This window comes from Micrococcus sp. KRD070, assembly GCF_017168435.1.
GTDB classification, from domain to species: Bacteria; Actinomycetota; Actinomycetes; order Actinomycetales; family Micrococcaceae; genus Micrococcus; species Micrococcus luteus.
In genome coordinates this window covers 98,075-111,503 of the sequence record NZ_JABFNH010000022.1, presented here as the reverse complement: position 1 = coordinate 111,503, position 13,429 = coordinate 98,075, and the positions used below count along the sequence as shown (strand labels likewise).

At 73.1% G+C, this 13,429-nt stretch carries 12 protein-coding genes; all 12 read left to right on the top strand.

What is annotated here, in order from left to right; all coding sequences use genetic code 11:
• Positions 1-892, top strand: an 892-nt coding sequence (gene galU / locus J1M38_RS08190) for a UTP--glucose-1-phosphate uridylyltransferase GalU (RefSeq protein ID WP_206501221.1), incomplete at its 5' end; no start/stop codon positions are given.
• Between the two features lie 174 nt (positions 893-1,066).
• The gene (locus J1M38_RS08185) at positions 1,067-1,639 is read left to right on the top strand and encodes a DUF177 domain-containing protein (RefSeq protein WP_002856392.1); all 573 of its coding nucleotides are present in this window, start codon (positions 1,067-1,069) and stop codon (positions 1,637-1,639) included.
• Between the two features lie 2 nt (positions 1,640-1,641).
• Positions 1,642-1,845 carry a 50S ribosomal protein L32 gene (gene rpmF / locus J1M38_RS08180; RefSeq protein WP_002856390.1) on the top strand — a complete coding sequence of 68 codons (204 nt, stop codon included), beginning with the start codon at positions 1,642-1,644 and terminating at the stop codon, positions 1,843-1,845.
• Between the two features lie 73 nt (positions 1,846-1,918).
• Positions 1,919-2,581, top strand: a complete 663-nt coding sequence (gene rnc, locus J1M38_RS08175) for a ribonuclease III (protein WP_012750822.1) — start codon at positions 1,919-1,921, stop codon at positions 2,579-2,581.
• 4 nt (positions 2,582-2,585) lie between these two features.
• On the top strand, positions 2,586-3,503 hold the full coding sequence (mutM, locus tag J1M38_RS08170; protein WP_115261292.1) for a bifunctional DNA-formamidopyrimidine glycosylase/DNA-(apurinic or apyrimidinic site) lyase: 918 nt from the start codon (positions 2,586-2,588) through the stop codon (positions 3,501-3,503).
• 50 nt (positions 3,504-3,553) lie between these two features.
• Entirely contained in the window at positions 3,554-4,699 is a 1,146-nt protein-coding gene (locus tag J1M38_RS08165; protein ID WP_161787768.1) for an LCP family protein, read from the top strand.
• Positions 4,689-5,861: a glycosyltransferase family 4 protein gene (locus tag J1M38_RS08160; RefSeq protein ID WP_129866816.1), complete on the top strand. Its 1,173-nt coding sequence runs from the start codon at positions 4,689-4,691 to the stop codon at positions 5,859-5,861. The genes J1M38_RS08165 and J1M38_RS08160 overlap by 11 nt, the downstream gene beginning before the upstream one ends.
• Positions 5,862-5,940: 79 nt before the next feature.
• Positions 5,941-6,711, top strand: coding sequence for a hypothetical protein (locus tag J1M38_RS08155; RefSeq protein WP_161787767.1), 771 nt, complete (start codon positions 5,941-5,943; stop codon positions 6,709-6,711).
• Positions 6,708-9,041 carry a glycosyltransferase gene (locus J1M38_RS08150; RefSeq protein WP_241246560.1) on the top strand — a complete coding sequence of 778 codons (2,334 nt, stop codon included), beginning with the start codon at positions 6,708-6,710 and terminating at the stop codon, positions 9,039-9,041. The genes J1M38_RS08155 and J1M38_RS08150 overlap by 4 nt, the downstream gene beginning before the upstream one ends.
• Before the next feature lie 175 nt (positions 9,042-9,216).
• Positions 9,217-9,852 carry a hypothetical protein gene (locus J1M38_RS08145; protein WP_144081946.1) on the top strand — a complete coding sequence of 212 codons (636 nt, stop codon included), beginning with the start codon at positions 9,217-9,219 and terminating at the stop codon, positions 9,850-9,852.
• Positions 9,845-12,037 (top strand): glycosyltransferase, encoded by a 2,193-nt coding sequence (locus tag J1M38_RS08140; protein WP_073115611.1) that lies wholly within the window; start codon positions 9,845-9,847, stop codon positions 12,035-12,037. Before J1M38_RS08145 ends, J1M38_RS08140 begins: the two co-directional genes overlap by 8 nt.
• 98 nt (positions 12,038-12,135) lie before the next feature.
• On the top strand, positions 12,136-13,429 hold a 1,294-nt coding region (gene wecC / locus J1M38_RS08135), incomplete at its 3' end, for a UDP-N-acetyl-D-mannosamine dehydrogenase (RefSeq protein WP_342356224.1).

The following is a 13,429-nucleotide window of genomic DNA, read 5'->3' as shown; positions in this document are numbered from 1 at the left end:
CCCCCGCACCCGCAAGGCCGTCATCCCGGCCGCCGGCCTGGGCACCCGCTTCCTGCCGGCCACCAAGGCCATGCCGAAGGAGATGCTGCCGGTGGTGGACCGGCCGGCCATCGAGTACGTGGTGACGGAGGCCCGGCGTGCGGGCCTGGCGGACGTGCTGATGATCACGGGCCGGAACAAGCGGGCCCTCGAGGACCACTTCGACCGCCATTCCGCGCTGGAGGCCGCGCTGGAGCACAAGGGCGACGCCAAGCGGCTCGCGCAGATCCACGAGTCGGACCTGGTGGGGGACATCCACTACGTCCGTCAGGGCGAGGCCCTCGGGCTCGGCCACGCGGTGAACTGCGCACGCCGCCACGTCGGCGAGGAGCCGTTCGCGGTCCTGCTGGGCGATGACATCATCGGCGACGGCGAGGCGCTGCTCGAGCGCATGATCGACGTGCAGCAGCGCCTCGGCGGCTCCGTGATCGCCCTCATGGAGGTGCCGGAGGAGGCCGTCTCGGCCTACGGCGTGGCCGCGGTGGAGGCCGTGCCGGGGGAGGGCGACGACGTCGTCCGCGTCACCGACCTCGTGGAGAAGCCGGCCCGCGAGGACGCCCCCTCCACCCTCGCGATCATCGGCCGCTACGTGCTGGCCCCGCAGGTGTTCGACGTGCTGGACGAGACCCCGCCCGGCCGCGGCGGGGAGATCCAGCTCACCGACGCGTTGCAGAGGCTGGCCACGGAGGACGGTGAGGGTCGCGGCGTGCACGCCGTCGTCTTCGACGGCCGCCGCTACGACACGGGGGACAAGCTCGGCTACCTCCAGGCGGTCATCGAGTTCGGGACGCGGCACGAGGACCTCGGGGCCGACCTGCGCGCCTGGCTCCAGGAGTTCACCGCCGGGCTCTGAGCCGGGCCGGCGACGCGCGGGACGCCGCCGGCTTTGGCCGAGGCGGACCCACCCGGTAGGATGGGCTGTCGGTCCGTCGTGGCTGGACCCGTGTCCAGGCCGCATCGCACCCCCGCAGAGGGCGTGCGGACGGGCCGTGTACCCCCGCCGTCCCACCCGCCGAGAGGAGCGACCATGGACAGCATCCAGCACCACGGCGCCGACTCGCCGTGGGTGATCCCCGTGCGCGATCTGACGCGCGGGGCCGGAGTCCAGCGCGAGCTGACGGCCGAGTGGCCCGCCCCCGCGGGCGTCTCCACGCCGCTGCTGGGGATCCCCGAGGGGGACCCCGTCGAACTGGACCTGCGTCTGGAGTCGGTGCACGAGGGCGTCCTCGTCACCGGCACCGCGGACGCGACCCTGAAGGGCGAGTGCGGCCGTTGCCTGCGCCCGCTGCACGAGGGGATCACCGTGGACCTGCAGGAGCTGTACCTCACCGGCACGTCCGAGGACGACGCCGGCGAGCAGCCGCTCGTGGTGCGCGAGACCGTGGACCTGGAACCCGTGTTCCGGGACGCCGTGGTCATCGCCCTCCCGTTCCAGCCGCTGTGCCGGCCGGACTGCGAGGGCCTGTGCGCCGACTGCGGCATCCGCCTCGAGGACGCGCCCGAGGGGCACGCCCACGAGCGCGTGGACCCGCGCTGGGCCGCCCTGGCCCACCTCGCGGGCACCTCAGAGACCTCCATCACCGAGACAGAAGAGAGATAGTCGTGGCAGTCCCGAAGCGGAAGATGTCCCGTGCCAACACCCGTGCCCGCCGGTCGCAGTGGAAGGCCACCGCGCCCGCCCTGGTGAAGTCCGTCGAGAACGGTCGCGTCTCGTACCGCCTGCCCCACCAGGCCGAGCTGAAGACCGACGCCGCCGGCACCCCCCTGTTCTTCGAGTACAAGGGCCGCAAGGTCGCCGACGCCTGAGATGGCGTCCCCATCGGCTCGCCGCGGGCCTGAGCCCGCGCCCGAGCCAGAAGAGCTGTTCGAGCGTCTCGGCGTGCACATCACCGCCGGGACGCTCGAACGCGCTCTGACGCACCGCTCGTTCGCCTACGAGCAGGGCGGGCTGCCCACCAACGAGCGCCTCGAGTTCCTCGGGGACTCGGTGCTGGGCTACGTGGTCACCGACCACATCTTCACGGTGTACCCGGACCTGGCCGAGGGCGACCTCGCGCGCCGCCGGGCCGCCGTCGTGTCCACGCGTGCCCTGGCGAAGGTGGCGCGCCGGATCGGCATCGGCCCGTTCGTGCGCCTGGGCACGGGGGAGCGCCGCACCGGCGGGGCGGACAAGGACTCGATCCTCGCCGACACCCTCGAGGCGCTCATCGGCGCCGTCTACGTGGACCACGGTGCCGTGGCCGCGGCCGCACTCGTGCACCGCCACGTGGTGCCGCTGCTGGACGAGCCGGACCTGCTGCGCGAGAGCACCGACTGGAAGACGGTCGTGGCCGAGGCCGCCAGCCGGCACGGTCTCGGCGCCGTCCGCTACGCGATCGAGGGTCAGGGCCCCGCGCACGACCCCCGCTACCGGGCCACCCTCGTCGTCGGCGAGCGCGAGTACGGCTCCGCCGTCGCCAGCTCCAAGAAGCAGGCCGAGCGGGACGCCGCGGCCGCCTCCTGGCCCGCCCTCGAGGCGGATCTGCCGGCCGCGGGGCGCTGAGCCCGTGCCGGAGCTGCCCGAGGCCGAGGTCGTCCGGCGCGGCCTGGCCCGGTGGGCCACGGACGCCGTCGCCGCGGAGCTCGAGGTCCTCGACCCCCGCTCGCTGCGTCGCAGCCCCGGCGGTGCGGACGCCCTCCGGGAGCGGCTGCGCGGCGCCCGGCTGGCCGAGCCGGCTCGCCGCGGCAAGTTCCTCTGGCTGCCCCTGGCCGAGGGCGACGACGCGGTCGTAGTGCACCTGGGCATGAGCGGGCAGATCCTCGTGGACGAACCGGGGGCCGCCGACCAGCGACACCTGCGCCTGCGCCTGCCCGTCACCGCGGCGGACGGATCCGCCCGCGAGCTGCGGTTCGTGGACCAGCGGATCTTCGGCGGCTGGTGGCTCGACGCGCTGCGGCCCGACGACGCCGCCGGCGGCGAGCGGATCCCCACCACGGCCGCCCACATCGCCCTGGACCCGCTGCACCCGCTGTTCGACCCCGTGGCCGTGCACGCGCGCCTGGCACGGCGCCGCTCCACCCTCAAGCGCGCGCTGCTGGACCAGTCGCTGGTCTCCGGGATCGGCAACATCTACGCGGACGAGGCCCTCTGGGGCGCCCGCCTGCACCCCGAGCGCCCGACCGAGCGCATGCGCCGGGCCGACACCCTGCGCCTCCTGGCGGCCGTCCAGGACGTGATGCGCCGGGCCCTGGAGGTGGGGGGCACGAGCTTCGACGCGCTCTACGTCAACGTGGACGGGCGATCGGGGTACTTCGCCCGCTCCCTGGCGGCCTACGGGCGCACCGGGCAGCCGTGTCGCCGCTGCGCCGCCGAGGGGATCGACTCCCGCATCGTCCGCGAGCCGTTCATGAACCGGGCGAGCCACCTGTGCCCGCGCTGCCAGCCCAGGCCGCGCCGTCGCCGGGCCGTGGCGGCCGACGCCTGACGAGGCGTCCGTAGACTGGCCTGACCCCCGACCTCGAGCAGGAGACCCGAGTGAGCCATCCCCCGGCCGCGTCCTGGACGCCCGAGCCCCTGCCGCGTCCCGAGTCCCCGCGCGACGACGCCCCGCCGGTCGCGCGGCGCCGCCGGCGCTGGCCGTGGGTCGTCGGCGTGCTCGCCGTCCTGCTCGCGGCGCTGCTCGGCCTGGGCGCCTGGTACGCGGGCTCGCTCGGGCGCACCTTCGACGACCACCGGCAGACGGTGGACGTGGGGGCGCTCGAGCAGGCGGCCGGGGACGGCCCGCTGAACGTGCTCGTCCTGGGCTCCGACTCCCGTGAGGGCGAGGGCGAGCAGGACATGGGCCAGCGCTCGGACACCATGATGCTCGTGCACATCCCCGCGGACCGTCGCCAGGTCTACGTCATGTCCGTGCTGCGGGATTCGTGGGTCACCGTGCCCGGCCACGGCGAGGCGAAGATCAACTCGGCCTTCGACAGGGGCGGCTACGCGCTCGCCGTGGACACGGTGGAGCTGCTGCTGGGAGTGCCGATCCACCACGTCCTGGAGGTCGACTTCCAGGGCTTCCGGGGCGTGACGAACGCGCTGGGCGGCGTCGAGGTCTGCAACCCGCAGGCCTTCTCCTCCGGTCAGGCCAACCCCTCGTACTACCCGCGCGGGCACATCCTGCTGCAGGACACGGCCGCCCTGCGCTACGTGCGCGAACGGCACGCCTTCGACGACGGCGACGTCACCCGGGTGAAGAACCAGCAGCGCTACCTGGCCGGGGCGATGGACCGCTTCCTCAGCCCGCAGATCCTGGGCAATCCCGCCCGCACCACCGAGGTCGTCGCCACGTTCTCCGACCACCTCGGTGTGGACGAGGGGCTCACGTCCGGAGTGATCGCCTCGCTCGCGTGGCAGCTGCGCGACGTGCGCGGCGAGGACGTCGAGATGTTCACGGTGCCTCGCAAGGGCTTCGCGGAGGGCCCGAACGGCGACGCCATCGTCGAGCTCGACGAGGACAAGCTGGCGGACCTGCGCTCCGCCCTCGCCGACGACGACGTCCAGCGCTATGTCGACGAGCACGAGCCCCAGAAGGAGAAGAAGGCCCAGGCCGCCGGCGGGCCCGCCCCCGTGCTGACCCTGCTGACCGGCACCACGCCCGCACCCGCCCTCGGGGAGGACCCCTGTGACGACTGAGTCGCGCCGCCCCCGCCTGCTGCTGGTCTCCCACTCCTACCGGCCCGAGCGCACCCCTCCCGCGCGTCGCTGGGGCGCGGTCGTGGCGGCGCTGCGGTCGGCGGGCTGGGACGTCGACGTCGTCGCGCCCGGGGGTGTGCGCCCCTTCGCCGGGCCCGACGGCGAACGTGTCCTGCCCACGCCTCGCCTGCCCCTGGGGGAGGCCGGCCGCAACGGCCGCTTCGCCGAAGCGGTGGTGCACGCGCTGCTCGCCATCCCCCGTGGGATGGCCACCCGACGCCCGGACGTGGTGGTGGCCACCGTGCCCGCCCTGCCCGTGGTGGTGCCCGGCGTCGTGCTCTCCCGCCTCTGGCGCCGTCCCCTCGTGCTGGAGATGCGCGACGCCTGGCCGGATCTCGCCCACGAGGCCGGGGTCCACCAGGGTCTGCTGGGCGTCGCGATGGAACGCGTCGTGACCGGCGGCCAGCGCGCAGCCCGGCTCGTGGTGACCGTCACGGACGGCTTCGCGGAGACGCTGCGCGGGCGCGGGGTGCGGGTGGTCCGCACCCTGGGCAACGGTGTGGACCTGGCTCGCCTGGCGGTGGCGCCGCGGCGCGAGCGGCCCGCCGGTGAGCTCCACGTGCTGTACCTGGGCAACATGGGCGAGAGCCAGGGGCTCGAGCGGCTCGTCGACGCCGCGGCGACGCTGCGGCGCACCCGGCCGGGGGTGCGCGTCCGGCTGGTCGGGGAGGGGACCCGGCGTCCGGCGCTGGAGGCCCGCAACGCCGAGCTCGGCTCGCCGGCCGAGATCCTCGGACCCGTCCACGGCTCGGCCGTGGCCCAGCAGTACGCGTGGGCGGACACGCTGGTGGTGGCCCTGCGTCCCGACTGGCCGAGCTTCCGGCACACCGTGCCCTCCAAGACCTACGAGGTGCTCGCCGTCGGCCGGCACGTCACGGGCCTGGTGACGGGGGAGGCCGCCCGCACGCTCGAGGCGGCCGGTGGCGCCGACGTCATCGGCCCGGACGTGGACGACCTGGTGCGGCACCTGACGGCGCTCGCGGACGACCCGCACCGCACCGACGTCGGCGCGGGCGGACGCGACTGGGTGCGCCGCCACGCCGACCTGCCGGCCGTGGCCCGGCGCTACGAGCGACTGCTGCGCCGCGTCGCCGGTCGCTGAGCCCGACGTCGGCCCCTTGCTAGGGTTGACGCCGCACCCGGCCGGGTGCACTCCACCGGGACACCGAGGAACGGTTCTGATGCCAGCAGGGAAGTCCATCCGTCGGGTCGCGCGCGCGGGCGCTCGCCTGCTGCCGCCCGAACAGCGCCATCGGGTGCGCCGCACCGGAGGCGCGCTGCTGCGCAGGCTGCCGCCGCAGGTGGCCGAGGAGGTCCGCGGTGTGTTCGGCATCCGCTGGGGTGCCCCTCCGGCGCACGCCCGCCCGGCCGACGCCCTGGGCCTGGCGGGCGGGCCGGCCCGCACCCGCCCCGGCAGCGCCTCCCTCACCGGCCGCGGTGCCGCCGCCGTCGGCGCCGATCCGGAGGCCGCGGCCCGTCTCGAGCGGGCCCTGGGCCTGGCCGACACGTCCCGCACCGAGCAGGGCGGGCGCGCCGTCGGCGTCGTCGCCGCCCCGGACGTGCGCGCGGCTCTCGCGGCCGCCGGGCACCGCGTCGTGCCGCTCGTGCCGGGCACCGCGGGTGCGGTGGCCGAACGCGTGGAGGCCGTCGTCGTGGACGTGGACGGCGTGGACGGGCCGTGGGCCGGGGCCCTCGACGCCGCCGGCGCGGCCCTCTACCTCGAGCTGCGAGGTGCCGTGAGTGCGGCCGCCGCGCGCGGGGTCACCGTCTGGGTGCTCTCCCGGGGCCGTCACCGGCACCGGCTCGGGGCCCTCGCCCTGCTGCATGCCGAGGACGTCATCGTGGTCGAGGCCGGCGCGGGCCGGACGCCGTTGCACTTCACCGAGAACCCGGGCGACGCGCCCCAGGGGATCGCCGACGTCCTCGCCGCCTGCCCGGAGGAGAGCGCATGAACACGCACCACCCCGACCGCCTGACCGACGCCGCCGACGTGCGCGTCCTGCTCTACGGCGACGTCGACCTGAACGTCATCGACGGCTCCGCCACGTGGCTGCCCTCCCTGGCCGAGACCCTCGCCCGCACGGGTGCGAGCGTGGACGTCCAGCTCAAGGCTGTCGAACGCCGGAACCTGCTCACCGCTCCGCTGCGCGCCCTGACGGGGGTGCGCGTCCTCGCCGCCGAGCCGGCGGCCGGGCAGGGGGGAATGACCCCCTCCCGCGCTGCGGACGTGCTGGCCCGCCGGGACGACGAGTCCCGGTACGACGTGGTGCTCGTGCGCGGCATCCACGCCTGCCTCGAGCTCGCCGACCGCGGCGCCTTCCCGGGGCGGCTGTGGTCCTACGTGACCGAGTACGGCTACGTGGAGGACGGCTTCCCGGCCGGGCGCGTCGAGGAGCTCGGCCGCATTGCCGCGGCGAGCCGTCTGATGCTGGCCCAGACGCCCCAGGCCCGCGCCGTGCTCGAGGCGATGGTCCCGGCCGCCGCCGGGCGCACCGAGCTGCTCTCGCCGATGGTGCCGGACGCGCTCGCTCCGGCCGAACGGGCCGAGGTGCCCGCCGACGGCCCGGTGCGTCTCGTGTACACGGGCAAGTTCGCCCACGACTGGCGCACCGACCTCATGCCGGACGTGCTGACCGCCCTCCATGAGGCCGGTGTCCCGGCCACGCTCACGATGGTGGGGGACAAGGTCCACCCCGAGCGGGACCGGCCCGGCTGGGCTGCGGCGATGCGCTCCCGCCTCGAGGCGGACCGGCCCGACTTCGAGTGGACCGGAGCGCTCTCCCGCGAGGAGTCCATGGCCCGCACCGCGGCCGCGGACGTCTCTCTGGGCTGGCGCGCCCCCGCCCTGGACCTCTCGCTCGAGATCTCCACGAAGGTGCTGGAGAGCTGCGCGGTCGGAGTGCCGCCGCTCCTGAACCGGACCGTGGCGCATGAGGAGCTGCTGGGGGCCGACTACCCCCTGTTCGTGGACGGGGTGAGGGACTCGGCCCGCGATGTGGCCGCCCGCATCGCGGCCGCCCGCCACGACCTGCCGGCCCTCTCGCAGCGCGTCGTCGAGGCCGCCGCCCCCTACCGCATGACCGCGCGCGCACGCGCCCTGACGCGCGTCATGGACCGGCTCGGTCTGCTCGACCGACGGCCCGCCCGCGGCGGGTCACGCACCCGCGTGGTCCTGGCCGGCCACGACCTGAAGTTCGCGGGGGAGCTCGTCGACCTGCTGCGGGACGACTCGGGCGTCGAGTTGCGCATCGACCACTGGCAGGGCCTGCACCGCCACGACGAGGCCGCCTCACGCCGCCTCGTCGAGTGGGCCGACGTCGTCGTGTGCGAGTGGGCTGGCCCCAACGCGGTCTGGTACGCCCGCCACAAGCGGCCCGGCCAGCGGCTCGTGGTCCGCCTGCACATGTTCGAGCTGCGCGGCGGCTGGCTCTCCGCGCTCGAGACCGACGCCGTGGACCGCCTCGTGACCGTCTCCGATCTGTACCGGGATCTGGTCCGCGAGCACCTGCCCATCGACCCCGCGCGGGTCTCGGTGATCCCCAACGCCGTGTCCGTGGCCGACCTGGACCGTCCCGGCCTGCCTGGTCGCCGGTTCCGGCTCGGCCTCGTCGGCGTGGTGCCGTTGCGCAAGCGCCTGGACCGGGCCGTGGACCTGTTGGAGGTCCTGCGCGCCCATGACGAACGGTTCACCCTGCACGTGCGTGGCCGCATGCCGTGGGAGTACCCGCACGAGTGGCGCAAGCCCCTCCAGCGCGAGGGCTACCTCGACCTGTTCGCCCGCCTCGGCGCCGGCCCGCTGCGCGAGGCCGTCGCCTTCGAGCCCTTCGGGGCGGACATGGGCTCGTGGCTGACGAAGATCGGCTGGGTGCTCTCGCCGTCCACCACCGAGAGCTTCCACCTCGCGCCCGCCGAGGGCATGGTCTCGGGCGCAGTCCCGCTCGTGTGGGACCGGCCCGGCGCAAGGGGCGTGTTCGGCGAGGAGTTCGTGCTCGACGACACCGACGCCGCGGCGCGGCGGGTGCTGGAGGCGACGGCCGTCGACGCGCGGTGGGACGCGCTCTCGGCCCTGGCGCGGGACCGGGTGCGCTCGTACGATGAGCGCGTCGTGGCCGGCCTGTGGCGCGAGGCGCTCGGACTGGCTGACACTGCAAGGCCACGAGCCAGGCGCCTGGCCGGGGTTGACGCGTCGGCCCAGGACCAAGCACGCGGCCTCCCACAATGGCTGAGGCGGCTGCCCCGCGGCTGGGGCCGATCCACCACAAAACGCCCTGGTACTCTCTGAGAGTTTCGCCTCCACGGGCTGTTCTTTGTTCATCACCATAGAAGGCAACACGCTGAAAATGCCGAATTCTGATTTCCAACGAGGGGTTCGCCGCGTGGCGGCATTCCTTCCACCGCAGGCCCGACGCACCGTGCGGCGCGGCGGTGGTGCGCTCCTACGAAGATTGCCGAAGCCCGTGGCGCAGGAGATCCGGGGAGTCTTCGGGGTGCGCTGGACCGTCAGCTCAAAACCGGACCAGCTGGCCGGCCGTGGCGCGCAGGACCGCGACTCAGGCCGTGTCGCACCGGGCCGAGCCGCCGCGACTCCGGCAGCGGACCCGGCGAGGAGTGCACGGCTGGAGCGGATGCTGGGGCGTCCTGACCTGGGACGCGACGTGGCCGGGAACCGGGCCGTCGTGGGTCTCCTGAGCGCCGACGCACGCCGCCTGCTGGAAGGGGCAGGGCATCGCGTCGTGCCGATGACGCCGGGGACCAGCGTGGCGGTGGCGGAGCGCACGGACGTGCTCGTGCTCGACCTGGAAGGGTTCACCGGCGTGTGGGATGGCGCGCTGAGCACTTCGGGCGTCGCGTTGCTGCTCGAGGTGCTCGCCGCTGTGCATGCAGCCCATCGCGCTGGGGCCACCTGCTGGCTTATCGACCGTGGCCCTCGCCGGTCAGAGATCGGGGCGCTCCTGCTACGTCGGCAGTCCACACTGATGCCCGTGCAGCCGGGCACTCCCCGGCCAGCCGGACATCACACCGAAGACGCGGGGGACGCCCCCACCGAGATCGCAGACCTACTGCGAGACATGGAGGAGACCAGCCGTGCATGACACGCCCACGAGCAACATCGCGGACGTCCGCATCCTCCTCTACGGCGACGTCAATCTCAATGTCATGGACGGGTCGGCGATCTGGTTACCGTCCCTCGCTGAGACCCTGTCCCTGACAGGCGCCCAAGTGCATGTGCAGCTCAAGGCCGTCGAGACCCGGGATCTCTTGAGCGGCCCCCTCCGCCGTCTGTCTGGCGTCACCGTCCACGACGCGCCGGTGGCTGAGGCAGAGGATGCCATGGAGAGAGGACAGGCGGCGGAAGCCTTGGAGGCGCTGGACGCGGCGTTGGACTTCGATGTCTTGCTTGTCCGTGGTAGTGAAATGTGCCTCGAAATCGTTGAGCGCGGCACCTTCGAAGGCCGGCTGTGGTCGTACGTCACCGAGTACGGGTATATCGGCGGAGGATTCCCTGATGATCTCATCCGTCGGCTCAATCGGGTGGCTGCGGGAAGTCGGCTCATGCTGGCCCAGACGGAGCACGCGCGGGCGGTCCTTGAGGCTCTCGTGCCCGCAGCTGCGGGTCGCACCGAGTTACTGTCCCCGATGATCCCCGACTCTGTCCGTCCCCACGGCAGTGACTCGCGGGAGCGCAGATCTTTGAGGCTTGTGTACACCGGGAAGTTTGCCCACGACTGGCGGACGGACCGCATGCCCGAAATCCTCACTGAGCTCCGCGACCGTGGAGTCGAGAGCTCGTTGACCATGGTGGGCGACAAAGTGCACCGGGAACCGCGCCACCCGGGGTGGGCATCGAGCATGCGTGCCGTGCTCGAGTCCGACGAGCCGGGATTCTCCTGGGTGGGAGCTCTGAGCCGCGAAGAGAGTATGGAGGTCATGGGGGACGCCGACGTATCCCTCGGGTGGCGCGCCTCCGATCTCGACCTGTCTCTCGAGATCTCGACGAAGGTGCTCGAGAGTTGTGCTCTCGGTGTGCCGCCCCTGGTTAACCGGACTACCATCCACGAAGACCTGCTTGGCGCGGACTATCCATTGTTCGTCGATGCGCTGGACGACACGCCGGCAGACATCGCGGATCGGCTTGTCGCCGCTGCACCGCGGCTCGACGCCCTGTCCGAGCACGTATTCCGGGCCGCCGCGCCGTATCGCATGTCCGCGCGCGCCGACGCATTGCGGGCCGTGATTGAACGCGTGGGCGCGTTGGAACGCCCTCGCGCTCTCGCCGCCCCTCGTGACCAGCGACGGCGGATTGTGCTTGCCGGTCATGACCTGAAATTCGCGGGTGAACTCGTGGACATGCTCCGCGCGGATCCGGACGTGGAGTTGCGCATTGATCACTGGACGTCGTTGCACGCTCACGACGAGGACGCGTCCGAAGCCCATCTTGAGTGGGCCGACGTCGTCATCTGTGAATGGGCTGGCCCCAACGCTGTCTGGTATTCCCACCGCAAACGGCCTGGCCAGCGGCTCGTGGTGCGGCTGCACATGTTCGAGCTGCGCGGCGCGTGGCTTCCGGACATCGACACAGCCACGGTCGACACTCTCGTCGTGGTCTCAGAGTTGAACCGTGGGCACGTCCTGGACGCGATGGACATCCGCCCGGACGCGGTACGCGTTGTCCCGAACGCCGTGTCCATTGCAGACCTGGAGCGCCCTGGGCGGGCGAACCGCCAATTCCGACTGGGGCTGGTAGGGATCGTGCCCATGCTCAAAAGACCGGACCGCGCGATCGACCTGCTCCGGCGCCTGCGCGCCGAGGACGGCCGCTTCACGCTCCATATCCGTGGCCGCATGCCGTGGGAGTACCCGCACATCTGGCGCAAGATGTACGAGCGTGAGGGATACGCGGGCCTCCTGGCCCGACTCGGAGCCTCGGATCTGCGTGATGCTGTCGCATTCGAACCGTTCGGTGCGGACATGGGGACCTGGTACACCAAGGTCGGCTGGATGCTGTCGCCGAGTGCGACGGAGAGTTTCCACCTGGCCCCGGTGGAAGGGATGGCCTCCGGGGCAGTTCCGATCGTGTGGGACCGGCCCGGCGCAAGGGGCGTGTTCGGCGAGGAGTTCGTGCTCGACGACACCGACGCCGCGGCGCGGCGGGTGCTGGAGGCGACGGCCGTCGACGCGCGGTGGGACGCGCTCTCGGCCCTGGCGCGGGACCGGGTGCGCTCGTACGATGAGCGCGTCGTGGCCGGCCTGTGGCGCGAGGCGCTGGGGCTGGACTGAAGCAGGCCGGGCGTCGGCGGTAGGGTGGGACGCGTCCGCCCCCCGCCCGCCGGTGCCTGGGGCCGCCGTCGTGAACCATTCCCCATCGAGGAGACCCCGTGAAGAAGATCGAGACCGTTGCCGTCATCGGCCTGGGCTACATCGGACTGCCCACCGCCGCCATCCTCGCCGAGAACGGCGTGAAGGTGCTCGGCGTGGACGTCTCGGACCGCACGGTGGACGCCGTGAACGCGGGCACGGTGCCCTTCGTGGAGCCGGACCTGGCCGGGTTCGTCGCGCGCGGCGTCGAGAAGGGCCTGCTCAGCGCCTCGAAGACGACCCCGGCCGCGGACGCTTACATCGTCGCCGTGCCCACCCCGTTCAAGGACGGACACTCCCCGGACCTGGGCTACATCGAGGCCGCCGCCCGCGGCCTGGCCCCGCAGCTGACCGGCGACGAGCTCGTCATCCTCGAGTCCACCTCGCCCCCCGGCGCCACCGAGCACATGGCCGAGGTGATCTTCGCCGAGCGTCCTGAGCTGCGCGAGTCCGAGCTGGACTTCGCCCACTGCCCCGAGCGGGTGCTCCCGGGCCGCGTGATGGTCGAGCTCGTGACCAACGACCGGATCGTCGGCGGCTCGACCCGGCGCGCGGCCGAGCGGGCCCGCGACCTCTACCGCACGTTCTGCGAGGGCGAGATCCTGCTGACGGACACCCGCACCGCGGAGATGGCCAAGCTCGTGGAGAACTCCTTCCGCGACGTCAACATCGCCTTCGCCAACGAGCTGTCCGTGATCTGCGCCGAGCAGGGCATCGACGTGTGGGAGCTCATCGAGCTCGCCAACCACCACCCCCGCGTGAACATCCTGCAGCCGGGCCCCGGCGTGGGCGGCCACTGCATCGCCGTGGACCCGTGGTTCATCGTGGACGCCGCCCCGCAGACCGCCCGGCTGATCCGCGCGGCCCGGGAGATCAACGACGGCAAGCCCCAGTGGGTCCTCGACCAGGTCAAGGCCGCGGCCTTCGACGTCCAGCAGGAGACCGGCCGCGCTCCGGTCGTCGCCGCCCTCGGCCTGGCCTTCAAGCCGAACATCGACGACCTGCGTGAATCCCCGGCCCTGAACATCGCGGCCGAGCTGGCGGGCCAGTTCTCCGGGTCCGACGTGCTCGTGGTCGAGCCGCACGTCACGGAGCTGCCGGCCGCGCTGCAGGGCAAGGACAACGTCCGCCTGGTCGCGGCCGACGAGGCCCTGGACGCCGCCGACATCGTGGTGCTGCTGGTGGACCACTCCGCCTTCGCCGACCTCGGCGACCTCGAAGCCCTCGTTCCGCAGGGAGGTGAGGATCGCGTGGCTGCGCTGGGCGTATCCCGACCCGGTGTGGGGCAGGGAGTTGGTCAGCACGTGCAGCACC

What these genes read in the sequence shown, in the direction of transcription:
- J1M38_RS08155 (WP_161787767.1), top strand. Translation starts at nt 5,941, where the DNA reads ATGCCAGCAGGGAAGTCCATCCGTCGGGTCGCGCGCGCGGGCGCTCGC.
- J1M38_RS08185 (WP_002856392.1), top strand. Translation starts at nt 1,067, where the DNA reads ATGGACAGCATCCAGCACCACGGCGCCGACTCGCCGTGGGTGATCCCC.
- J1M38_RS08150 (WP_241246560.1), top strand. Translation starts at nt 6,708, where the DNA reads ATGAACACGCACCACCCCGACCGCCTGACCGACGCCGCCGACGTGCGC.